This window comes from Pseudomonas sp. AU11447 (assembly GCF_001672555.2).
In the GTDB taxonomy this organism is placed as follows: domain Bacteria; phylum Pseudomonadota; class Gammaproteobacteria; order Pseudomonadales; family Pseudomonadaceae; genus Pseudomonas; species Pseudomonas nitroreducens.
In genome coordinates this window covers 1-23,141 of sequence record NZ_LZDG02000047.1, presented here as the reverse complement: position 1 = coordinate 23,141, position 23,141 = coordinate 1, and the positions used below count along the sequence as shown (strand labels likewise).

13 protein-coding genes and 3 tRNA genes are annotated in these 23,141 nt (G+C 62.2%); 7 read left to right on the top strand and 9 right to left on the bottom strand.

Translation table 11 applies throughout. The features are described from left to right. Positions 1–34 precede the first annotated feature (34 nt). Positions 35–1,216: an NO-inducible flavohemoprotein gene (gene hmpA, locus A6723_RS16915; protein ID WP_054909460.1), complete on the bottom strand. Its 1,182-nt coding sequence runs from the start codon at positions 1,214–1,216 to the stop codon at positions 35–37. A 171-nt stretch (positions 1,217–1,387) separates the two neighbouring features. On the opposite strand from hmpA, the gene norR reads away from it, so the two are divergent. Further along, on the top strand, positions 1,388–2,947 hold the full coding sequence (gene norR / locus A6723_RS16910) for a nitric oxide reductase transcriptional regulator NorR (protein ID WP_054909461.1): 1,560 nt from the start codon (positions 1,388–1,390) through the stop codon (positions 2,945–2,947). A gap of 117 nt (positions 2,948–3,064) precedes the next feature. On the opposite strand, the gene A6723_RS16905 is transcribed toward norR, so the two are convergent. The 5 genes from A6723_RS16905 to A6723_RS16885 form a co-directional block, all read right to left on the bottom strand. Further along, on the bottom strand, positions 3,065–3,961 hold the full coding sequence (locus A6723_RS16905) for an OmpA family protein (RefSeq protein WP_054909462.1): 897 nt from the start codon (positions 3,959–3,961) through the stop codon (positions 3,065–3,067). 98 nt (positions 3,962–4,059) lie between these two features. Then, a complete protein-coding gene (locus tag A6723_RS16900) occupies positions 4,060–10,971 on the bottom strand; it encodes an Ig-like domain-containing protein (protein WP_083192873.1) in 6,912 nt (2,303 codons plus the stop codon). Between the two features lie 344 nt (positions 10,972–11,315). After that, positions 11,316–11,391 (bottom strand) — tRNA-Lys (locus A6723_RS16895). A gap of 6 nt (positions 11,392–11,397) precedes the next feature. After that, positions 11,398–11,474, bottom strand: a tRNA-Pro gene (locus A6723_RS16890). A 9-nt stretch (positions 11,475–11,483) separates the two neighbouring features. Beyond that, positions 11,484–11,559, bottom strand: a tRNA-Asn gene (locus tag A6723_RS16885). Positions 11,560–11,775: 216 nt separating this feature from the next. Between A6723_RS16885 and A6723_RS16880 the strand changes: the two genes are divergently transcribed. After that, a complete protein-coding gene (locus A6723_RS16880; protein ID WP_054909979.1) occupies positions 11,776–14,076 on the top strand; it encodes a DUF1631 domain-containing protein in 2,301 nt (766 codons plus the stop codon). An 11-nt stretch (positions 14,077–14,087) separates the two neighbouring features. Next, the gene (locus A6723_RS16875; RefSeq protein ID WP_054909950.1) at positions 14,088–14,441 is read left to right on the top strand and encodes a PilZ domain-containing protein; all 354 of its coding nucleotides are present in this window, start codon (positions 14,088–14,090) and stop codon (positions 14,439–14,441) included. Positions 14,442–14,535: 94 nt separating this feature from the next. On the opposite strand, the gene clpB is transcribed toward A6723_RS16875, so the two are convergent. The 3 genes from clpB to rluD form a co-directional block, all read right to left on the bottom strand. After that, positions 14,536–17,100, bottom strand: coding sequence for an ATP-dependent chaperone ClpB (gene clpB, locus A6723_RS16870; RefSeq protein ID WP_054909949.1), 2,565 nt, complete (start codon positions 17,098–17,100; stop codon positions 14,536–14,538). Positions 17,101–17,354: 254 nt separating this feature from the next. Then, a complete protein-coding gene (gene pgeF / locus A6723_RS16865) occupies positions 17,355–18,080 on the bottom strand; it encodes a peptidoglycan editing factor PgeF (RefSeq protein WP_054909948.1) in 726 nt (241 codons plus the stop codon). After that, positions 18,077–19,036, bottom strand: coding sequence for a 23S rRNA pseudouridine(1911/1915/1917) synthase RluD (gene rluD / locus A6723_RS16860; protein WP_054909947.1), 960 nt, complete (start codon positions 19,034–19,036; stop codon positions 18,077–18,079). Before rluD ends, pgeF begins: the two co-directional genes overlap by 4 nt. Positions 19,037–19,183: 147 nt before the next feature. On the opposite strand from rluD, the gene A6723_RS16855 reads away from it, so the two are divergent. The 4 genes from A6723_RS16855 to A6723_RS16840 all read left to right on the top strand — a co-directional run. Then, positions 19,184–20,209: an outer membrane protein assembly factor BamD gene (locus A6723_RS16855; protein WP_064979814.1), complete on the top strand. Its 1,026-nt coding sequence runs from the start codon at positions 19,184–19,186 to the stop codon at positions 20,207–20,209. Positions 20,210–20,364: 155 nt separating this feature from the next. Next, a complete protein-coding gene (locus A6723_RS16850; protein WP_054909944.1) occupies positions 20,365–20,607 on the top strand; it encodes a PP0621 family protein in 243 nt (80 codons plus the stop codon). Next, entirely contained in the window at positions 20,597–22,186 is a 1,590-nt protein-coding gene (locus A6723_RS16845; protein WP_054909943.1) for a PAS domain-containing sensor histidine kinase, read from the top strand. The genes A6723_RS16850 and A6723_RS16845 overlap by 11 nt, the downstream gene beginning before the upstream one ends. Positions 22,187–22,201: 15 nt before the next feature. Further along, positions 22,202–23,141: sigma-54 dependent transcriptional regulator (locus A6723_RS16840; RefSeq protein WP_064979813.1), on the top strand; the 940-nt coding region annotated here is incomplete at its 3' end.

Genomic DNA, 23,141 nt, shown 5'->3' with positions numbered 1-23,141 from the left:
TTGCGCCGGCCCGCCATCGGGCCGGCGCTCAGGTTCAGACCTCCAGCGCGCTGGCCGGGCCGAAGAACTCATAGTGGGACTGTTGCTCGGGTACACCGATTGCACGCAGGTGACGCTTCACCTGGACCATGAACGGCTTGGGCCCGAGGAAATAGGCGTCCAGGTCGCGGTCTTCCGGCAGCCAGTCGGCCAACAACTCCTGACTGAGGAAGCCTTCGACGTGAGCGGCGTCCTGGGCACGCGGCTCGCTGTAGCAGAAGTAATGCTTGAGCTGCGGATGCGCTTCGGACTGCGCCTCGACCCACTCGCGGAACGCATGCACTCCGCCGTGGCGGGCGCAATGGATGAAGTGCACCTCGCGACCGGACTCCAATGCTGGTTTGAGCATGGCCAGCGCCGGGGTGATACCGACGCCGGCAGTGATCAGTGCCAGCGGCTTGTCACCGCTGCGCAGGACGAAATCGCCCGCTGGTGGGAACAGGTCCAGTTCATCACCGACGTTCAGGTGATCGTGCAGGTAGTTCGAAACTTTGCCTTCGGGCTCGCGCTTCACACTGATACGGTATTCACGGCCATTCGGCGCGTCGGACAGCGAGTAGGTGCGACGCACTTCTTCCCCACCGATGTCCAGGGACAGCCCGATGTACTGCCCAGGCTGGAAGTCCAGCAGCGGCTCGCCATCCAGCGGCTGGAAGTAGAACGAGGTGATCTCCTCGCTCTCGTCTTCCTTGCGGGCGATGCGGAAGCGCCGGGCGCCACGCCAGCCGCCGCGTTGCTCGGCATTCTGCTGATACACCGACTCCTCGGCGCCGATCAGGATATCGGCCAGTTGGCCGTAAGCGGCGGCCCAGGCATCGATCACTTCCTGCGTGGCGATCTCCTCGCCCAACACTTCACGAATCGCGCGCAGCAGACAGGTGCCGACAATGGGGTAGTGCTCCGGCTGGATCTGCAGTGCCACGTGCTTGTTGACGATCTTCGCCACCAGCGGGCCGAGCTGTTCCAGTTCGTCGATGTGACGGGCATACATCAGCACGCCGTTGGCCAGCGCGCGGGGCTGGTCGCCGGATGCCTGGTGAGCCTGGTTGAACAGCGGACGAACTTCCGGGTACTCGCTGAGCATCATCTTGTAGAAATGCTGGGTCAGAGTCTCTCCGCCAGTCTCCAGCAGAGGGACAGTGGCCTTGACCAGGGTACGGTGTTCGTTGGACAGCATGTGTATTTCCTCGGGTTGGCCAGGCATCGAGTGAGTCTGCCTGTGCTTTCTGAAAGATGTACTTCAGGAAGCGTGCCAAGCTTGCAGCCCTTGATTTTCGGGCTCTCTGTATATAAATGAGTCATAATGACCCTTATCTACTGATGTCAAAAAGACTTCAAAGAGGTCAAAATGACTCGAAACCCCCTGCTTGCCACTCTCCTCCCCTTGGTCGCCGATCTGTCCCGCGAATTACCGGACGGCGAACGCTACCGCCGCCTGCTCGAAGCCCTTCGCGGCCTGCTGCCTTGCGATGCCACTGCCCTGCTGCGCCTGGAAGGCGACCAACTGGTGCCGTTGGCCGTGGATGGACTCAGCCAGGACACCCTGGGCCGTCGCTTCAAGATCAGTGAGCACCCTCGCCTGCGCGCCCTCATCGAACACCCTGGGCCGACACACTTCGCCGCCGACTGCGGCCTGCCTGATCCCTATGACGGCCTGGTGGAGGGACTCCACGGTGACCTGGAAGTCCACGACTGCCTTGGCTGTCCGCTGTTCCTCGACGGCCAGCCATGGGGCCTTCTGACCCTGGACGCATTGGATCCCGAGCGGTTCTCCACCGGCGACCTGGACAACCTGGAGGCCTTTGCCAGCCTGGCAGCTGCCACGGTCAAGGCCAGCCAGCGCATGCTTGATCTGGCCTTGCGCGCCGACCAGGAGCAGCAGCGCGCGGATGCCTACCAGCGCGCTTCTGGCGATCAGCCCAAGGAGCTCATTGGCCAGAGCAAGGCCCACCAGGCGCTGATGGGCGAAATCCAGGTGGTTGCCGGGAGCGATCTGAGCGTGCTGGTCACTGGGGAAACCGGTGTCGGCAAGGAGCTGGTGGCTCAGGCCATCCACTCCAACTCGCTGCGTCGCAGCCAGCCGCTGATCAGCCTGAACTGCGCAGCACTGCCGGAGACCCTGGTGGAAAGCGAGTTGTTTGGCCACGTTCGCGGTGCCTTTTCCGGCGCGGTGGGCGAACGGCGTGGCAAGTTCGAACTGGCCGATGGCGGCACCCTCTTCCTCGACGAAGTCGGTGAGCTACCGCTGGCGATCCAGGCAAAGCTGCTGCGCGTACTGCAGAGCGGCCAACTGCAACGCCTGGGCTCTGATCGAGAGCACCACGTGGATGTACGCCTGATCGCCGCCACCAACCGTGATCTCGCCGAAGAGGTCCGCGCTGGCCGCTTTCGTGCCGATCTCTACCACCGGCTGAGTGTCTACCCGCTGCGCGTCCCGCCGCTGCGTGAGCGGGGGAACGATATTCTGCTGTTGGCGGGCTACTTCCTCGAACAGAATCGGCCGCGCCTGGGTCTGCGCAGCTTGAGACTCACGCGCGAAGCCCAGGCAGCGCTGGTTGGCTATCCGTGGCCGGGAAACGTACGGGAACTGGAACACCTGATAGGTCGCGCATCGCTGAAGGCGCTCGCGAATCACTCACAGCGCTCGCGCATCCTCAGCCTGGATGTCGAGGACCTGACGCTCAACTCCTTGCAGAAGAGCGCAGCAGATGATCTTGCTGGGGAGGTTTCAAGTGGAGTGGACAGCGCGCCGACCGGGGAGCTGCGTCCTGCGGTGGATGCCTTCCAGCGGCGCATGATCAGTCAGAGCCTGGAACGGCACGACGGCAACTGGGCTGCCGTCGCCCGCGACATGGGCCTGGATCGTGCCAACCTCAACCGCCTGGCCAGGCGCCTGGCGATCAAATGAACCCTACCGGACCCGCATGACGCTAGGTGGGCGAAATCGTGAGCGGGTCCGGAGGGTGCTCCTTTCCGACAAAGCGACTGCTGAAATGCTCAGCCAGACCGCCTCGCCGGAGCATCTTCAGGTATCAGAACGCTTTCCGCGGATCAGCAGGTCGACACGACGGTTCGGTGCGTTACAGGCGATCTTATCGTTACGCGAACCACTGTCACATTGCACCACCGGCTCGCTACTGCCGTAACCCACTGCACGAATCGCCTCGGTCCCCACTCCCAGTTGCAGCAGGACACTTTTCACCGTTTGCGCTCGAGCCTCGGACAAGCGCTGATTGGACTGCACACTACCAATCGGATCAGCATGCCCACCCACCTCTACGCTTTCCACATGCTGCGACTTGATCGCTTCGGCAATCTTGCGCAACTCCGCGTGCCCCACGTCGGTGATGTCGGAGTATCCACTCTTGCCAAAGTTGAACAGCACGTCACTGCGCAGGCTCAAACGGGTTTCGGTCTCGCATGGGACCACCGAACTGGCTCGATTGATGACGTGCCTTTGCAAGCGCAGGCCCTGTAATTGCTGCTCGGCATTTTGACGATTCAGGACCACCGGCGTACTCGATTTCGGGTTGGCAGCGACCTCGAGGAAATAGCTCTTTCCACCCTCGAATACTGCAGAGGTACGAGGATTCAACTTGCCCTCATAGAGAGGCTCGTCGCCAATGTAGGCCTCCAGGGAGTGCTCGCCTGCCGGAACACAGAACACGGTATAACCGCCAGGCATCAAAGCTCCCTGCAACTCGCGGTCCACGTAAACATTGGCACCTTGCGTGCCCTGGTCGGCACCGCGAAAGAAAACCACCTGGGATTGCTCGGCTACCACAGCATCCACCGGCTGATAGGCCGCGCCAAAGATCGACTCATTGGGACTGGCCAGAACAGAAACACTGCAACTGATAGCTGCACAGAGAACGCTCACTCGGGCCGCCCTGTGCATTGCCTTGTAAATGGGATATTCCATTGAAATGCTCTCCATTGCCTCGTTGCGGACAGAACGAGGCATACGATTGAACTAGCTGCTAATACCGGAGCGCGAGAGACTCGCGCCCCGGTCGACGCTTAGCCGACGAGATGTACCTGGACCTGGTCCTCGACCCAGACCTCGCCAGTACCCGAGCTGTACACCTTGTAGGCATGGCCATCGTTGCCGGTGGCACTTGACTCGGTCCAGGTGATCCCGGTCTTGACCAGGTCGACATTGCCACTGGTGTCACCATTGACCACCAGCTGCTTCTTGCCGTCCTTGAACATCAGATCGCTTTCACCCATTCGCAGCACATCGTCCAGCTTGACCGTCAGGCTGTTACCGCCCTGCCCCAGGTCGAACTTCTCGAAGCTGATCACCTTGTTCTTCATGACCGCCAGGTTGATGTTCATCCCTTGACCGTCGAAGACCAGGGTGTCGGTCCCCGAGCCGCCGTTAACACCSAGGAAATCGGTGCTGACGATRTGGATGAARTCRTTGCCCTCACCGCCGTTGGCAAAGTCCATGGTGCCGATGTTCATGATGGTGTCGTTGCCGAACCCACCGACGATGTAGTCATTCACCGGATTGCCATTCTCGTCCTTGCCATCCGCGACCAGGTAATCGTCGCCACTGGTGTACTTCTTGGTGAACGAATCGGACGAGGAGTAGTAGACGTACATCGCCCCTGAGTCGGTAGCCGTGAAGTCGGCGTTGTAGGCTCCGGTGGCGATATCCATCATGCCATCGCCGTTCCAGTCCCCCATCGCCACGCCATTACCCAGTTCGAAGCCAGCACCCTCGCCATACAGCGCGTAACCCTTGGTCGGATCATTGATCACATCCTTGATCGACCAGATGGCCGGCAAGCCGTGCTCGGTGCCATAGACCACGTACACCGCTCCCGAGTTATCGCCGTTGCCCTTGCCAGGACGGTCGGCATAACGCGCACCGATGATGAAGTCGTTGATGCCGTCACCGTTGATGTCGCCGCCCGCGCGGATACTCACACCGAACCACTCATCCACGGTGCTCTGCGTCCACTTGCCAGTGGCCGAGTTGTAGGTCGCCTTCTCGTTGAGGATGAGCGAGCCGACACTGGAGTCGAACATCGGGTTGGTGTTGAACTGCGATGGCACGCCGACGGTATTGAGTGCATCCAGGTTGATATCGCTGGTGTACCCACCCGCCTTGCCATAGATCACCCACACACGGCCCGGGTCACCCGGCTCCGAGTACGGCGCGGCGATAGCGAAGTCGCCAATGCCGTCACCGTTGATGTCACCCAAAGCGGTGATAGTGTTGGTGGAATAGTCCTGGCGTGCCGAACCCAGCCACTCGTAGTGCTGCGAGTTGATCCGAATGCCTTGATCCACGGTCATGTTCTTGAGGTCGAGTGACGACCCCAAACCACCTGCCTTACCGTAGACGAGGTAAGCAGTACCTGCCGAAGCGCCATACCCCTGCGACATGATGTTGTTGGCACGCGGATCGGCGATCACGAAATCGTCGATACCGTCGCCATTGACATCGCCGATATTGTTGATCGAGTCACCCAGATCGACGCCGTTCACCTGCGAGGAATTGGTAACAGTGCCGGTGAACGAGTTGATGATCGTGGTGCCGTTAACACCCGCCGGGAAGTGCGCCCAGGTCTGGCTGGAACCAGTGCCAGTGGCCGGATTGCTCCAATCCATGACGATGTTCTTGTTGACGTTGGCGCCGCCGTACAGAACGTAGCCCGCACCACTGTTATTTGGGCCCGCCTCGCGGTTACCGAACAACAGGTCCGTGTAGCCATCGCCGTTGAAGTCGCCACCGCCACCCACACCGATACCGTTCCAGCTGTCATAGCCAGGCGCAGACGGGTTGCTGGTCGAGACGCCAGGGTTGCGGATCACGAAGCCATGGGTGTTGTCACCAGCATCGATGGTCGCAAGGTCCACCGTGCCATTACCCCAGCTGTTGTTCGGCCCGCCGAAGATCACATAGATCTTGTCCGGCCAGTGCGAGGAAATGATGACATCGTTGTAGCCGTCGCCATTGAAGTCACCCAGTGCGTTGATGCCGCTACCTATGATGTCGTTGTTGTAAGCACCCGCGAAGAAGATGCCCTGGCTCGGCTTCAGGTTGGTGATCATGTTCTGATCCAGCACCGGTAAACCATTCTCGCTACCGTACAGGATCCATGCACCACCGTTGTTGGTGCGCCCCAACGTGTCGGAGTTACGAGCGGAGACCAACAGGTCATCGATACCATCGCCGTTGAAGTCGCCGATGTTGACCACGTCCCAACCAAACTCGAAGCCTCCCTGCTTCGCGCCGTAATAATGCTGCGGCACCGACTGGGTGATGGTCAGGATATGGTTCTGGTCATCCAGGGAACCCACATAGCTCGCCGAACCTGTCACGCCGGAAGCAGTAGTCGCCACCGCCTTCAGCAGGTAATCACCGTAGTGCAGCGACCACAGGTCAGTGCTCCAGGTGCCATCGCTGTTGATCTTGATGCCCTGGCCGTAGATGTCCTCGCCAGGATCGATCTGGTTGTTTCCGTTCTTGTCCCAGAACAACGTGATGGTCAGGTCTTCGAGCTTGTGGCTACCGGACTTCACCGTACCGTTGATCGTYGGCGTCATGATCGAGGTGATGTTATCGGTGTTGGACACGCCGTTGTCGCTGGCAGGATCCAGGGCGAAGGTCACCTTGTTGGTCGGCTGGGAATTATCGATGATGACTGACTGGGAGCTTGCCGCTCCGGCAATACCCGCTTCGCTGAGAACACGCGACTCGAAGATGTACTTGCCGTCTATCAAGGATATCGCGGTGTTGTCATAGCTCCAGCGCAGGCGATCCTCGCTGAGCGTGGCATCCTTCCAGGTAACTCCACCATCGGCAGAGAACTGCACCTTCTCGCCAGACTGCAACACGCTGTCGACTGTGCCGCTAATCAGCAGTGTACGGTCCTGGGTGATGAAGTCATGGTCAGAAACCCCCGTGTCATCACTGATGGCCGTAATAGTCGCGAGATGCGAAGGTGCAGACGAATCCAGCATGATGCTGTACTTCGCACTCGGGGCGGTGGCGTTGCCGGCCGGGTCGGACTCTACCGCGGTCAGGTCGTTCAGACCCGATACCAGGGCAGTCGCAGGCTGCATCGTCCAATGCCCGGTAGCGTCTACGGTCGCCGTGCCGATCCGATGGTTATCGGTGCTGTCCTTCGCGTACACAGTGATAGTGTCGCCGGCCGTACCGGTACCGCTGATCACCGGACGCGAGTCGTCGGTAACACCGCCACTGAGCACATTGCCGGTAACATTACCGACGCTGTCCAGCACGCCGGTAATCGCCAGTTTGCTGGCATCCGGCGGGGTGTAGTCAGTGGTAATGGTGAAGACGTCGGACTTCGGACTGGTGTTGCCGGCCTTATCGGTCGCATCGGTGGTGAACTTGTGCTCACCCTCGCTGATACCGGTGGTCGGCGTGTAGTTCCACTTGCCATCCGCACCAGCGATCACGCTGCCCAGCACCGTACCGTTGTCGTAGACGGTGACCTTCGAGCCGGCTTCGGCYTGGCCCGTCAGGGTCGGTGTCGGGTCATCGGTCACCCCGCCATTGGCGATCGGACCGGTGATGGCACCGACATCGTCAATGACTTCGCCAATGGTCGGCTTGGCCGGTGGCGTGGTRTCGACGCTGAAGTTGAACGCCGACGAATTGCTGGTGTTACCCGCCAGGTCCTTCGACTCGGCCTTGAGGCTATGCGCGCCCTCGKCCAGGTCGGCAGTCGGCTTGAAGCTCCAGGTGCCATCGGCTTTCACCGTGGTGGTACCCAGCGCAACGCTGCCATCGAAGACCGTGATGGTCGCACCAGCCTTGCCCTTGCCGTCGATCTCCGGACGGGTATCGTCGGTCACGCCGTCGTTGGGGGCGATGTTGCCAGTGATGCTGCCGACCGCATCGATCACGCGAACGATGCTCACGTCGACCGTGCTGGTGTCTACCACCACGTTCAGCGGGGCACTCTGGCCACTGCCGTTACCAGCTGCATCCACCACTTCCGTGGTGAAGGCATGGTTGCCTTCAGGCAGATCGCTGCTCGGCGTGAAGCTCCACTTGCCATCGGTGCCCACAGGGGCTTCGCCGATCTTGGCGCCGTTGTCGTAGATGATGACCTTGCCGCCGGCTTCCGCGCCGCCACTGAAGGTCGGACGGCTATCGTCGGTGGTGTCGCCACTGTGCAGCGGACCGGTCTGGTTGCCCACATCGTCCAGTACCACCAGGTCGGTCACGTTGGCCGGCTTGCTGGTGTCGGTGCTGAAGTTCCAGATGCCGGTCGGGTCGCTGACCTGCCCTACGGYRTTGGTCGCGGTRGCGGTGACGTTGTGCAGGCCATCGGCCAGGATGTTGGTGGTGATGGTCCAGCTACCCGAAGCATCGGCCTTGGCGCTGCCGATCAGGGTGCTGCCGTCGTAAAGCTTGATGACGGCGCCACCTTCCGAAGTMCCCTTGAAGGTCGGCTGGGTGTCGTCGGTCACATCGCCTTTCTGCAGGAAGCCGGTGTACGGCCCTACGTCGTCGAAGACGCTCTCGATCGCCGGGGCCTGCGGTTTGCCTGTATCCAGGGTGAAACTGTATTTCGCGCTGGGATCTGTGGCATTGCCTGCAGGGTCACTCTCCACGGCGGTCAGGTCATTCAGACCAGAGACCAGTTTGAAGTCCGGCTGCAACGACCAAGTGCCATCCGCTTTGACGATGGTTGTACCAACCGGATGGTTTCCGGTGAAGTCCTTGGAGTAGACCGTGATGGTGTCGCCAGCCGTACCGGTACCGCTGATCACCGGACGCGCGTCGTCGGTGATACCGCCGTTGACAATATTGCCAGTGACCGGTCCTTCGTTATCCATCACGCCGGAGATGGACAGCTTGGAAGAGTCCGGCGGCGTAGTATCGATACCCACGGAAATGACGGTAGGGTCGCTGGTGTTGCCAGCATCGTCGCTGGCAATGACGGTGATCTTGTTGTCGCCCTCCGGCAGCGGTTGAGTCGGAGTTGCCTTCCAGTCACCGTTATCGTCGGCCACAACGGTGATGGTCTCACCAGTCGGGAAGGTGATCGAGACTTCAGCTCCCGGCTCGGTCTTGCCATCGATGGTCGGCAGGTTGTCATTGGTAATGCCGTCACCCTTGATCCCCGTGTCGGAATCCGGATCCAGCCAAACCTGCGGGGCGTTCGGAGAGGTAGTGTCGACATTGACCACGAACGGATCCGACATCGGGCTGGTGTTGCCCGCAACATCGGTCACGGTCAGCGTGATGTCATGCGCGCCTTCGGCAAGCGCCAGGTCAGCGGGAGCCTCGTAGCTCCATTTGCCATCCGGGCCCACAACCACTTGCGCAATCTTCTCGCCGTTGTCGTAAAGGGTGACGATCTCGCCAGCCTCGCCATTGCCGGAGAACGTCGGACGGGGATCGTTGGTGCTGTCACCACTGTTCAGGTCACCGATCTTGGGCTCGACATTGTCGTAAACCTCGGACAGGGCACCATCCGGACCGAACGTCGGCTTCGGAGGGATCGAAGTGTCGATGTCGACGGTGATGACAGTGGGCTGGCTCGGGTTGCCTGCCACATCGGTGGCAATGATGGTGATGACGTTGCTGCCTTCCGACAACGGCTGGGTCGGCGTCACCGACCAGTTGCCCTGATCATCTGCCGTGGCAGTGAGTGTCTCGCCGGTCGGCAGAGTCACCGTAATCTCGGCGTGTGGCTCAGTCTTACCGTCGATAGTCGGCATGGTATCGCTGGTGATGCCATCACCTTTGACGCCGGTATCGGAGTCGGGATCCAGCCATACCTGCGGGGCATCCGGAGGAGTGGTATCGATCACCACAGGAATAATGATCTGGCTCTGGTTACCGGCAGGATCCTGCTCGATGACCTTGATATCAGCATTGCCATCCGGCAGCGGCTGGCTCGGCGACGGAGCTACCCAGGAACCATCTTCCTGGACTTGAGTGGTGACAGTCTCGCCGGTCGGATAGACGACGATAATGGTATCGCCTGGCTCCCCGTTGCCATAGATGGTGGGAGCGTTGTCCGGGCTGTAGTAGTCATTGCCATCGAAGTGGCCACCATCGATGCGCGCAGCGGGGGCAGGCGGAGGAACGGTATCGACGGAGAAGTCGATCACATGAACCGGCTCGCTGGGGCTGTTGCCCGGGGCGTCCTGGACGAGGTCGATGCTATGGTTACCGTCACTCAGGTCACTGGCGGGGACGAACTCCCACTTGCCATCCTCCCCTACCGTGACCGTACCAATTTCCACACCATTGTCGAGTACGTGGATGACGGCGCCGGGCACGCCACCGCCGGAGATTGTCGGCCGATTATCATCAGTAGCCTGGCCGTTGGTCAGATCCCCTGTGATCGGACCGACCTTGTCAGTGACTTTGGTATCGGTTACGTCAGGGCTGGTCGGGGGAGCTGCCGCAGGCTTGGGATGATGTTTATGGTCGTCCTTGTTGGCAGCATATGCCGCGCCACCTGCCGCCAGAACACCAGCACCGGCCAGCAACGGCCACAGCAGGAAGCCGCCACTCTCGTCGACGTCACCGTCAATGACGGGGACTACGCCTAGCGGGTTTCCGCCCAACGCTATAGGGGCCTCTTCGCCGTCGGCGAGCATCAGTTGACTATATAAGCCTTCACCGTCGGTACGCACATAGGCGTACATCTGGCCACTCTCGGAAACACCATAGAGCTGTGAGTCCATGCCATCGGCGAAGAAGTCCTGGATGGTGAGGTCAGGCTTGTCGCTGCCCTCGAAGAACACCTGGAGATCCTTGCCTTCGCGCTTGACGGTGACGTTTTCTGGCGCAACGTCGCTATCGTCAAGCTTGAGGAGATACTTGGTACCGACTTTAGCCTTGATCTTGCCGCCGTCCTTGAACGTAACCCGCTGGGCTGCATTCTCGGCAACGGCGATCAAGCCAACTTTTTCAACTGACATAAAAAACCCACCTTTGGGGACACGATCCTTGAGGTGGGGAGAGTAAATTTTTGCAGCGAACTTCCAGATCAGACCGGTCCCATGTCCGGTGAGGAATTTCCGATACGGCGGTCTCCCGTCCGTAAGAAGCGAGCCAAGCCTCTGGACGATAGCAAAGGCGGGCAAAACCCTCCGGAGACGAAACCGATCTGCCTGCTGAGCCGCAGGATAAGACAGGGCGCATGGGGCGCTGGATAGATGAGCGGCAGAAAAAAAGCCGAAACGAAAAAGCCCACCTCGAGAGGTGGGCTTTTTACAATGGGCTTATCTTCAAGCCCGGATCGCGAAATTTCGCAATCCAAATATGGTGGGTCGTGTAGGATTCGAACCTACGACCAATTGGTTAAAAGCCAACTGCTCTACCGACTGAGCTAACGACCCAAAATTTGGTCGGGGTAGGGGGATTCGAACTCCCGACATCTTGCTCCCAAAGCAAGCGCGCTACCGGACTGCGCTATACCCCGTTTGAAAGTTGGCTCCGCGACCTGGACTCGAACCAGGGACCCAATGATTAACAGTCATTTGCTCTACCGACTGAGCTATCGCGGAACGAAGAACCTTTCAATCTCTTCCACTTCGCTTCCGGCTTCACCGGAATCCCGTATCAGAGGCGCGCCATTTTACGTATATCGAAACGCCTGTCAACACTCTGATCCAAAAAGTTTTTCTTCGCTTTGCAGGGCCCGGGCTGATTGCTATATCTGCTTGGAAAAACACGAGTGATCCACCGCGGGTGTAAACGGAACGATCACGCACAGGATGGCCATGAGCAACAAGGACACCCCACCGCCCTCCCCGATCGCCAGCCGGGTCATCCAGCCCCGCTTCGGCGAGTTGGTCCAGGGCTGCCGCCAATTGGCGATGAATCACATCGCCGAGCTTCTGGGCAATGTCTTCGCCCAGGTGGACGACACACTCTTCGAGTGCGCGGAAAAAGCCGAGAACAATCAGGTCCAGGCGCTGTTCTTCGACGCCATGCGCGAAGTCCGTCGTGAGCGGCCGAACCTCGAACGTTTCTACCACCAGCGCATCGCCCAGGGCCTGAGCGACTTTCTCGAAGGCAAGCTACCCACCGCCGAGCCGCTGGAAGAGCTGGACATGGACCAGTTGACCCTGGTCGGTAACGACGAATATGAAGAGACGCTCCTGGTGACCAATATGGTCAATCAGGTACGCGCCCACTGTGCCCAGTTGCTATTCGCCCTCGATCAACGCCTGGCGCTACTCAACAACGGCAGCAAGCTGGGCGAGGACCGCAATCCCTTCGGCCCACAGGCCGTTGCCCAGGCATTCCGCGACACCCTGGCACGCAGCGCTTTCCCACTACGCATCAAGACCATCCTGTATGTCCTGTTCGATCAGCAGGTCATGCAGCATCTTCAGCCGCTCTATGAACAGCTGAACAAGCGGCTGGCCGACGGCGGCGTCCTGCCTAACCTCAAGTACCGCCCGCAGGGGCAGCGCTCGGCGAATGCGCCGCCGCCCCGCTCCGTGATGGAAGAGAAAGACGCAGGGGCGACGAACGGCATTCCATTGGCGCCCCCGACCTATGCCACAGGCGATCTGCCGGAGATGCCGCCCGGAGACCGCAATGCGCTGTTCGGCGGCCTCGCCGTGCTGCTTGCCGAGCGCCGTCGACGCGGAGACAAGGCCACCCTGTTCGGCAACACCCAGAGCATTGTCAGCTTCGGTCCGAGCTCCGCCACGACGACCTACAGCGCCAACGAACTGCTGGAAGCATTGAATCGCCTGCAGCGCGAATCCGCCCAGGAACTGGCCCAGCGCCTGCGCCAGCCGCAACCGGTCGATGCACTGAAAGCCGACCTGCAACGCCAGCTGGAAGCCGGCAGCGCCCAGCCCAGGAACACTCGCCTGACCGACCAGGAGGCCGACGTCATCGACCTGGTGGGCATGGTCTTCGACTTCATCCTCGATGACGAGAATCTGCCTGACAGTTGCAAGACCACGCTTTCCCACCTGCACACCCCCTTCCTCAAGGTGGCGCTGCTGGACAAGCAACTGTTCACCCAGCACCACCATCCCGCTCGCAAGCTGCTCAACGCCATGGCCCAGGCCGGCGTGCTCTACGGCGGAGAGGGCGAAGAGCGCGCACTGCTGGCGAAGATGCACTGGGTGGTCGAGCGGGTGATCCAGGATTTCGTCGGCGACCTGTCGCTGTTCGACACCCTGCTGGGCGACTTCAACGAATACGTCACCAACCTGCGGCAGAAGGTCGAGCTGCGCGAGCGCCGGGCCATGGAAGCCGCGCGTGGCCGTGACCGCCTCCTGGCCGCCCGAGAACAAGCGCTGGACGCTGTTACCAAGGTGACCCACGAGCGCGAACTGCCGGAGCTGGTGCGTAATTTCCTCGAAATGAGCTGGTGTGATGCCCTTACCTTCATCGTCCTGCGCAGTGGTGAGCACAGTGACGAATGGAGGCGCGCCTGCGAGGTTGCCGAGCAGTTGGCCTGGAGCGTGACACCGCTGGATGCCGACGGTCGCGATCATCTGCAAGCGATCCGCCTGGCCCTGCTGGAAGACCTGCGCAAGGGGCTGGAGGTGCTGGGCGGCTACCACGAAGACGGAATCCGCCGGCTACTGCAGGACCTGGTCGCCTGCCAGCACGCGATTCAGGCACAGAAGCCGCAGATCGCCGCGCAACTCAAGCAGGAACTACCGGAAAGCCCTCTGGGCGCCATGCTTGGCGCCGAAGGGCACACGCTGGTCAAACCCGATAGCGAGGCACTCTCCGAGCGCGTGCGGGTATTGATGAAAGAGCTGAGCCAGCTGGAGTTCGGCACCTGGTTCGAGTTCAGCGACACCACTCCGGCTCGCCGGCTCAAGCTTTCGTGGTTCAGCCCGACCACGCGCAACTATATGTTCGTCGACCACACCGGGCAGCGAGTGGCGGTCAAACCGATAGTGCAGTTGGCCCAGGAGATGGAAGCGGGCAAGGTCCGCCTGGTACCGACGGAACAGTCCGCCCCGCTGATGGATCGCGCCTTGAATGCGATCTACCGGGTCCTGCAACGCTTTACCTCCGGGCGCAGCCCGGCACAGACCTGAGGAAGCAGTCGATGGGAGAACGTCGCCAGCACAGCCGGCAGCAGACCGGGCTGACCGTGGAAGTCTTCGACCGCCATACCGGGCGCAGCCTGGGTCGACTCGCCGACCTCTCTGCCGAAGGGTTCATGCTTTGCGGCGTGGACGTCCCGGAGGCCGACTCCGTCTGGGATTGCCAGCTCGTACCGGCACCGCCGCTGGACGAGATTGGCGAAATCCATCTGGGCGCGGACTGTCTGTGGAGCCGAGCCGGCACCGACGGCCAATTGGGCTGGGCGGGCTTCCACATCATCGATATCGCCGAGGACCAGGCCGAACTGGTCGAGCAGTTGCTGCTCATGCTCGGTGGCGACCGCGAGCCTGGCTAGAAACTCACCCATGCCTGTAGGCACGAGCTTGCTCGCTCCTACAAAGAGCCATGAAAAAGCCCGCCGATGGGCGGGCTTTTTCGTGGAGCGGGGATCAGGAGAAGACTATCTCGTCGTTCTCGACCTTGGCGTGAATCTTCGCGCCAGGGTTGAACCTGCCGGCCAGGATCAACTGCGCCAGCGGGTTCTCGATCCAGCGCTGGATCGCACGCTTGAGCGGCCGCGCGCCATACACCGGGTCGAAGCCGACGGCGATCAGCTTGTCCATCGCCTCGTCGCTCAGCTCCAGGCTCAGCTCGCGCTCAGCCAGGCGTTTGCGCAGGCGGCCCATCTGGATCCGCGCAATGCCGGCGATCTGCTCGCGGGCCAAGGGTTCGAAGACCACTACTTCGTCGATCCGGTTGATGAATTCCGGTCGGAAGTGTGAATTCACCGCGTCCATGACCGCAGCATGCTGGGCCTCACGATCGCCGACCAGCTCCTGGATCTGCGCCGACCCCAGGTTCGAGGTCATCACCACCACGGTGTTGCGGAAGTCCACGGTACGGCCGTGGCTGTCGGTCAGACGACCATCCTCCAGCACCTGCAGCAGCACGTTGAAGACGTCCGGATGGGCCTTCTCGACTTCGTCGAGCAGTACCACCGAGTACGGTTTGCGGCGCACAGCCTCGGTCAGGTAACCGCCTTCTTCATAACCCACGTAGCCCGGCGGTGCACCGATCAGGCGAGCCACGGAGTGCTTCTCCATGAACTCGGACATGTCGATGCGCACCAGCGCTTCCTCGGTGTCGAAGAGGAATTCGGCCAGGGCCTTGCACAGCTCGGTCTTGCCCACCCCGGTCGGGCCGAGGAAGAGGAACGAGCCGCTCGGGCGGTTCGGGTCAGCCAAGCCAGCACGGGAACGGCGCACGGCGTTGGAGACGGCCACCACGGCTTCGTGCTGGCCGATGACGCGCTTGTGCAGCTCGTCTTCCATGCGCAGCAGTTTCTCGCGCTCGCCTTCGAGCATCTTGGAGACAGGAATGCCGGTCCACTTGGCGACGACCTCGGCAATTTCCTCGTCGGTCACCTTGTTGCGCAGCAGTTGCTTCTCGGTCTGGCCGTGCTGGTCGACCATCTGCAGGCTGCGCTCCAGGTCCGGAATGGTCTGGTACTGGATGCGCGCCATGGTTTCCAGGTCGCCCTTGCGCCGGGCGGTTTCCATTTCCTGCTTGGCCTGCTCGATCTTCTGCTGGATCTGCGCGGAACCCTGAACCTCGGCTTTCTCCGATTTCCAGATTTCCTCAAGATCAGCGTACTCGCGCTCGAGCTTGGCGATGTCTTCTTCGAGCTTGGCGAGGCGCTTCTTGGTGGCCTCGTCATCCTCTTTTTTCAGTGCCTCGCGCTCGATCTTCAGCTGGATCAGGCGACGATCCAGGCGATCGAGTTCCTCCGGCTTGGAGTCGATCTCCATGCGGATGCGGCTCGCAGCCTCGTCGATCAGGTCGATGGCCTTGTCCGGCAGCTGACGGTCGGTGATGTAGCGGTGGCTGAGCTTGGCCGCGGCGATGATCGCGCCATCGGTGATGGTGACGCCGTGGTGCACCTCATAGCGCTCTTTCAGGCCACGCAGGATGGCGATGGTGTCTTCCTCGCTCGGCTCATCCACCAGCACTTTCTGGAAGCGGCGCTCCAGGGCGGCATCCTTCTCGATGTACTGGCGGTACTCGTCCAGGGTGGTGGCGCCCACGCAGTGCAGTTCGCCACGGGCCAGGGCCGGCTTGAGCATGTTGCCGGCGTCCATGGCACCCTCGGCCTTGCCAGCGCCGACCATGGTGTGCAGTTCGTCGATGAACAGGATGATCCGGCCTTCCTGCTTGGACAGCTCGTTGAGCACGGCTTTCAGGCGCTCCTCGAACTCGCCGCGGAACTTGGCACCGGCGATCAGCGCGCCCATGTCCAGCGCCAGCAGGCGCTTGTCTTTCAGGCCGTCGGGCACTTCGCCGTTGACGATGCGCTGGGCCAGGCCTTCGACAATGGCGGTCTTGCCGACACCGGGCTCGCCGATCAGCACGGGGTTGTTCTTGGTGCGGCGCTGCAGGACCTGGATGGTCCGACGGATCTCGTCGTCACGGCCGATCACCGGGTCGAGCTTGCCGTCCTCGGCGCGCTTGGTCATGTCGACGGTGTACTTGTCCAGCGCCTGACGCGACTCTTCGACGTTGGGGTCGTTCACTGCCTCGCCGCCGCGCAGGTTGGTCACGGCATTTTCCAGGGCCTTCTTGGAGACGCCCTGGCTGGTCAGCAGCTTGCCGAGCCTGGTGCTGTCGTCCATGGCGGCCAGCAGCACGAGTTCGCTGGAGATGAACTGGTCCCCCTTCTGCTGGGCCAGGCGGTCAGCCTGGTTGAGCAGGCGCGCCAGATCCTGCGACAGGTTCACGTCGCCGGTGGGGTTCTGGATCTTCGGCAGCGTGTCCATCTCTTTATTAAGAGAGGAGCGCAGCGCGGGAATGTCGAAGCCAACCTGCATCAGCAGGGGCTTGATGGAGCCGCCCTGCTGATCGATCAGCGCGGACAGCAGGTGCACCGGCTCGATGGCCGGGTGGTCATGTCCAACGGCCAGGGACTGGGCATCGGAGAGTGCAAGCTGGAGCTTGCTGGTCAAACGGTCGATTCGCATGAGGGTCGTCCTTCCTTTCTAGAGCGGGCCGGAGCGATGGATGCCCCTGGTCACGACTAACCCGCCGGGATGCCAGATAGATAAGGTCGATTTTGGTCGGTTCAAGCCATTTGGCCATGACACCCGTCAGTTCGTGTCTTCGGAAGGCCCTCCGGAGCGGAGTTGAACCTGTAGGAGCGAGCTTGCTCGCGAACCTCGCCTGACACAAAGGTATCCAGCGGTTCGCGAGCGGGCTCGCTCCTACAAACGGGCAGTCAGGTCAGCCAGATCAGGCTGGCCAGGCGGCCGGTGCGCGAACTGCGGCGGTAGGAATAGAAGCGCTCGGTGTCGGTGAAGGTGCAGAAATCGCCGCCGTAGACGGCGGTCACGCCTTTCGCTGCGAGGCGGGTACGCGCCAGTTCATAGATGTCCGCCATGAACTTGCCGGCATTGGCGCTGGGCAGGAAGGCGCGCTCGGCTTCGGCATGCTCGGCCAGGAAGGCTTCGCGCACTTCCGGGCCGACCTCGAAGGCCTGCGGACCGATCGACGGCCCCAGCCAGACCAGCAATTGCGACGGTTCGATGCCCATGGCATCCACGGTCGCCTCCAGCACGCCACCGGCCAGCCCGCGCCAACCGGCATGGGCCGCGGCGACGCGAGTGCCTGCTCGGTCACAGAACAAGGCAGGCAAACAGTCGGCGGTCATGATGGTGCAGGCGATGCCCAGGGTATCGCTCCAGCTGGCATCCGCGGTGGCGACGACGGACGGATCGGCCTCGACCACCTCGATGCCATGCACCTGGCTCAACCAGGCCGGCTGGCAACCCAGCTCGGCAGTCAGGCGACGGCGATTCTCGGCCACGGCAGCCGGCTCGTCACCGACATGGTCACCGAGGTTGAAACTGTCGAAAGGCTCGACGCTGACACCGCCGGCGCGGGTCGTCCCGCAGGCACGAACATTTGCCGGTGCCGGCCAATCGGGCGTCAGCCATGAAGTCATACGAAGGACTCGTTGTCCTGACGCAGCAGGCTCAGCAGCCAGGTGAAATCGTCCGGGAGCGGCGACTCCCATTTCATCCGCACGCTGGTGGCCGGGTGATCCAGCTCCAGGAAACGCGCGTGCAGGGCCTGGCGCGGGAAGTCGCGCAGGGACTCGATGAGGGTCGGGCTGGCACCCGGCGGAATACGGAAACGCCCGCCGTAGGTGGGATCTCCCACGAGCGGATGGCCGATGTGCGTCATATGGACGCGGATCTGGTGGGTACGGCCGGTTTCCAGCTTCACCCGGGTGTGGGTGTGCGCGCGGAAGCGCTCCAGCACGCGGTAATGGCTGATGGCGACCTTGCCGGTCTCGATCACCGCCATCTTCTGCCGTTGCACGCCGTGACGACCGATGGGCGCGTCGACGGTGCCCCCGGCGACGATGACGCCGGTAACGATGGCTTCGTAGATGCGGCTGACCGAGCGCGCCTGCAACTGCGCGACCAGGTTGGTGTGGGATTCCAGGGTCTTGGCCACCACCATCAGGCCGGTGGTGTCCTTGTCCAGGCGGTGCACGATGCCGGCGCGCGGCACATTGGCCAGATGCGGCACGTGGTGCAGCAGCGCATTGAGCAGGGTGCCGTCCTGGTGGCCCGCGGCGGGGTGAACCACCAGGCCGGTAGGCTTGTCGATGACCAGGATGTGATCGTCTTCATAAACGATGTCCAGCTCGATGTCCTGGGCGACCCATTCACCCTGGGCCTCCAGCTCGACATCCAGTTCCAGGCGCGAGCCGGCATGGACAATGTCGCGCGGACGCAGCACGGCGCCGTCGACCTTGAGACGGCCGTCCTTGATCCAGCCAGCCAGGCGGGAGCGGGAGTGGTCGGAGAAGAGCTGGGCGGCGACCTGGTCGAGACGCTGACCACCGAGGTCGAACGGCACTTCTGCCGCGAGTTGGATCATATTGGACATGACTGGACACGAAGGGCGCGCGGCCTTTTGGTTCGGCTGTGCGCTGTGGTTAAATACGGGGCCTTTGTCCCAGGGGTATCCCTGGGGCGCCAATCATAACAGACGGTTGCGGCCGCGACAGCCGACCGTCCAGGGACGCAAGCCGCCATGCAAGTGAAACACCTGCTGCTGATCGCCATCCTCGCCTTCGTCACCGCTTGCTCCTCCAAGGGTGAGAAGGTGGATGAGAACCTGAGCGAAAGCCAGCTGTACCAGCAGGCACAGGATGACCTCAATAACAAGAGCTACACCAACGCCGTCGCCAAGCTGAAGGCGCTGGAGTCCCGCTATCCGTTCGGCCGCTATGCCGAGCAGGCCCAGTTGGAACTGATCTACGCCAACTACAAGAACATGGAGCCCGAGGCCGCCCGCGCCTCCGCCGAGCGCTTCATCCGCCTGCACCCGCAGCACCCGAACGTCGACTACGCCTACTACCTCAAGGGCCTGGCCTCCTTCGACCAGGACCGCGGCCTGCTGGCGCGCTTCCTGCCGCTGGACATGACCAAACGTGACCCGGGCGCCGCCCGCGACTCGTTCAACGAGTTCGCCCAACTGGTCAGCCGCTACCCGAACAGCCGCTACGCCCCGGACGCCAAGGCGCGCATGATCTACCTGCGCAACCTGCTGGCGGCCTACGAAGTACACGTCGGCCACTACTACCTCAAGCGCCAGGCTTACGTCGCCGCCGCCAATCGCGGCCGCTACGTGGTCGAGAACTTCCAGGAAACCCCGGCCGTCGGCGATGGCCTGGCGATCATGGTCGAGGCTTACCAGCGCCTGGGCCTGAACGACCTGGCCGATTCCAGCCTGGAAACCCTGAAGGCGAACTACCCGGACAACCCCAGCCTCAAGGATGGCCAGTTCGTTCCGCGTGAAGACGAAGCCGACAACCGCTCCTGGCTGGCCAAGGCCACCCTGGGCCTGATCGAGACCAATGATGCCCCGCCGCACATGGAAACCCAGGCATCCAAGGACGTGATCAAGCAGTACGAAGACGCCGAACAGCAGATCCCCGCCGAGCTCAAGCCCGAGAACCAGAGCGACGTGGAAGAGGAACAGCACGAGTCCGAAGGCAACTCCGGCAGCAGCAACCGTTCCTGGTTCAGCTACATGACCTTCGGTATCTTCGACTGATACCGTCAGGTTCGACGAAAAAGGGAGGCTTCGGCCTCCCTTTTTTCATCCTGGAAAGATTCAAGGGTCTTTTACCCCTGATCGGCGGAGCGCACACGGGCTCACTGTGCGGCGCCGCGAGGCTTGGATAAACTGCCGCTCTTTATGCACAAGGGATTGCCATGACCCGTCTGCTGTTCTGGATCGCCCTCTTCGCCCTCGGTTGGTGGCTGTGGCGCAAGGCCACCCGACCGGCGCGCCCCGTCGAGAAGCCCAAGGGCGACGACCCCGCCGCGCCGATGGTCCGCTGCGCACAGTGCGGCGTGCACGTGCCGCAGAGCCACGCCCTGCAGGATGAGAGCAAGTGGTACTGCAGCCGCGCGCACCTCGAACAGGACCGCACCGACCGTGGTCGCTGAAGGGATCTCCCTTACGGGCCAGGGCCTGCGTGTCCTGCGCCTGTACCACCTGTATCGCCTGACCATCGGCCTGGTGCTGGTACTGCTGATCTCCAGCAGCCTGGATGATGAACTACTCAAGCTGGCCCACCCCGAGCTTTTCCATGTCGGCTGCTGGGTCTACCTGATCCTCAACATCCTGATCGCCGTGCTGATGCCGACACCGCGCCAGCTGCTGCCGCTGTTCATCCTGGCAGCGCTGGACATACTCCTGCTCAGCGCGCTGTTCTATACCGCCGGCGGCATCCCCAGCGGCATCGGCAACCTGATGGTGGTCGCCGTGGCCATTGCCAACATCCTGCTGCGCGGGCGCATCGGCCTGCTGATCGCCGCTATCGCCGCCATCAACCTGATCTACCTGACCTTCTACCTGAGCCTCAGCCAGGTCACCGCCCTCAACCACTACGTGCAGGCCGGCGGCCTGGGTGCCCTGAGCTTCGCCTCGGCCCTGCTGATCCAGGCCCTGGCCCGGCGCCAGCAGATCGTCGAAAACATCGCCGAGCAGCGTGCCACCACGGTAGCCAACCTCGAAGAGCTCAACGCGCTGATCCTGCAGCGCATGCGCACCGGCATCCTGGTACTGGGCGATCGTCACCGCGTGCTGCTGGCCAACCAGAGCGCCACTACGCTGCTGGGCGGCCACGACCTGCCAGGCCACTCGCTGGCCGAGTACAGCCCGCAGTTGGTCTCCAGCCTGCAGCAATGGCAGCAGAACCCCGCCCTGCGCCCGCCAAGCCTGCAACCCATGGAGTCCGGCCTGACCGTACAGCCCAGCTTCATCCCGCTGCGCCGGGGCAACGAACAGCACATCCTGATGTTCCTCGAGGACATCTCGCAGATCGCCCAGCAGGCCCAGCAGCTCAAGCTCGCCGCGCTTGGCCGGCTGACCGCCGGCATCGCCCATGAAATCCGCAATCCGCTGGGCGCGATCAGCCATGCCGCCCAGTTGCTGCTGGAATCGGAAGAACTGGACAAGCCCGACCGGCGCCTGGCGCAGATCATCCAGGACCAGTCGCGGCGCATGAACCTGGTCATCGAGAACGTTCTGCAGCTGTCGCGCCGACGCCAGTCCGAACCGCAGCTGCTCGACCTGAAATACTGGCTGCACCGCTACGCTGGCGAGATGCGCGAAGGCCTGCGCGAGGGACAGCAGATCCACGTGGAGACCGGCCAGGGCACCGTGCAGACGCGCATGGACCCACATCAGTTGACGCAGGTACTGACCAACCTCGTGCAGAATGGGTTACGGTACAGCACCCAGAAGAACGGCACCGGCCAGGTCTGGCTGCGCCTGTACCGCGACAGCGAGACCGACTTGCCCGTGCTGGAAGTGCTCGACGACGGTCCCGGCATCAGCGCCGAACAGCGGGGGAAACTGTTCGAGCCGTTCTTCACCACCGAAAGCAAGGGCACAGGCCTTGGCCTGTATATCTCCCGCGAGCTGTGCGAAAGCAATCAGGCTCGACTGGACTACAAGACGCGTGACGAAGGCGGCAGCTGCTTCCGCATCACCTTCGCCCACCCGCGCAAACAAAGCTAAGAAGACGCAAAGAACATGAGCCGTCAAAAAGCCCTGATCGTCGACGACGAACCCGACATTCGCGAGCTGCTGGAAATCACCCTCGGCCGCATGAAGCTGGACACCCGCAGCGCCCGCAACGTCAAGGAAGCCCGCGACTTCCTGGCCCGCGAGCCGTTCGACTTCTGCCTCACCGACATGCGCCTGCCCGACGGCACCGGCCTGGACCTGGTGCAATACATCCAGCAACGCCATCCGCAGATGCCGGTGGCGATGATCACCGCCTTCGGCAGCCTGGATACCGCGGTGCAGGCGCTCAAGGCCGGCGCCTTCGACTTCCTGACCAAGCCTGTGGACCTCGCCCGTCTGCGTGAGCTGGTGAACTCCGCCCTGCGCCTGCGCTCGCCGGAAGCCGAGGAAGCCCCGGTGGACAGCCGCCTGCTCGGTGATTCCCCACCCATGCGCACCCTGCGTAACCAGGTGGCCAAGCTGGCCCGCAGCCAGGCGCCGGTTTATATCAGCGGCGAATCCGGCAGCGGCAAGGAACTGGTAGCCCGGTTGATCCACGAGCAAGGCCCGCGGGAGGTCCAGACCTTCGTGCCGGTCAACTGCGGCGCCATTCCGTCAGAGCTGATGGAAAGCGAGTTCTTCGGCCACAAGAAAGGCAGCTTCACCGGCGCCGTGGAAGACAAGCTGGGCCTGTTCCAGGCGGCGAACGGCGGCACCCTGTTCCTCGACGAGGTGGCCGACCTGCCGCTGCCGATGCAGGTCAAGCTGCTGCGCGTCATCCAGGAAAAGGCCGTGCGCGCCGTGGGTGGCCAGCAGGAAGTCGCGGTAGACGTGCGCATCCTCTGCGCGACCCACAAGGACCTGGCCGCCGAAGTGGCCGCCGGGCGCTTCCGTCAGGACCTATACTATCGCCTGAACGTCATCGAACTGCGGGTTCCGCCCCTGCGCGAGCGTCGTSRAGWTGTGC

Coding starts and splice junctions, on each gene's coding strand:
- A6723_RS16875 (WP_054909950.1), top strand. CDS start 14,088: ATGGGAGAACGTCGCCAGCACAGCCGGCAGCAGACCGGGCTGACCGTG.
- A6723_RS16880 (WP_054909979.1), top strand. CDS start 11,776: ATGAGCAACAAGGACACCCCACCGCCCTCCCCGATCGCCAGCCGGGTC.
- hmpA (WP_054909460.1), bottom strand. CDS start 1,216: ATGCTGTCCAACGAACACCGTACCCTGGTCAAGGCCACTGTCCCTCTG.
- A6723_RS16905 (WP_054909462.1), bottom strand. CDS start 3,961: ATGGAATATCCCATTTACAAGGCAATGCACAGGGCGGCCCGAGTGAGC.
- norR (WP_054909461.1), top strand. CDS start 1,388: ATGACTCGAAACCCCCTGCTTGCCACTCTCCTCCCCTTGGTCGCCGAT.
- rluD (WP_054909947.1), bottom strand. CDS start 19,036: ATGTCCAATATGATCCAACTCGCGGCAGAAGTGCCGTTCGACCTCGGT.
- pgeF (WP_054909948.1), bottom strand. CDS start 18,080: ATGACTTCATGGCTGACGCCCGATTGGCCGGCACCGGCAAATGTTCGT.
- A6723_RS16855 (WP_064979814.1), top strand. CDS start 19,184: ATGCAAGTGAAACACCTGCTGCTGATCGCCATCCTCGCCTTCGTCACC.
- clpB (WP_054909949.1), bottom strand. CDS start 17,100: ATGCGAATCGACCGTTTGACCAGCAAGCTCCAGCTTGCACTCTCCGAT.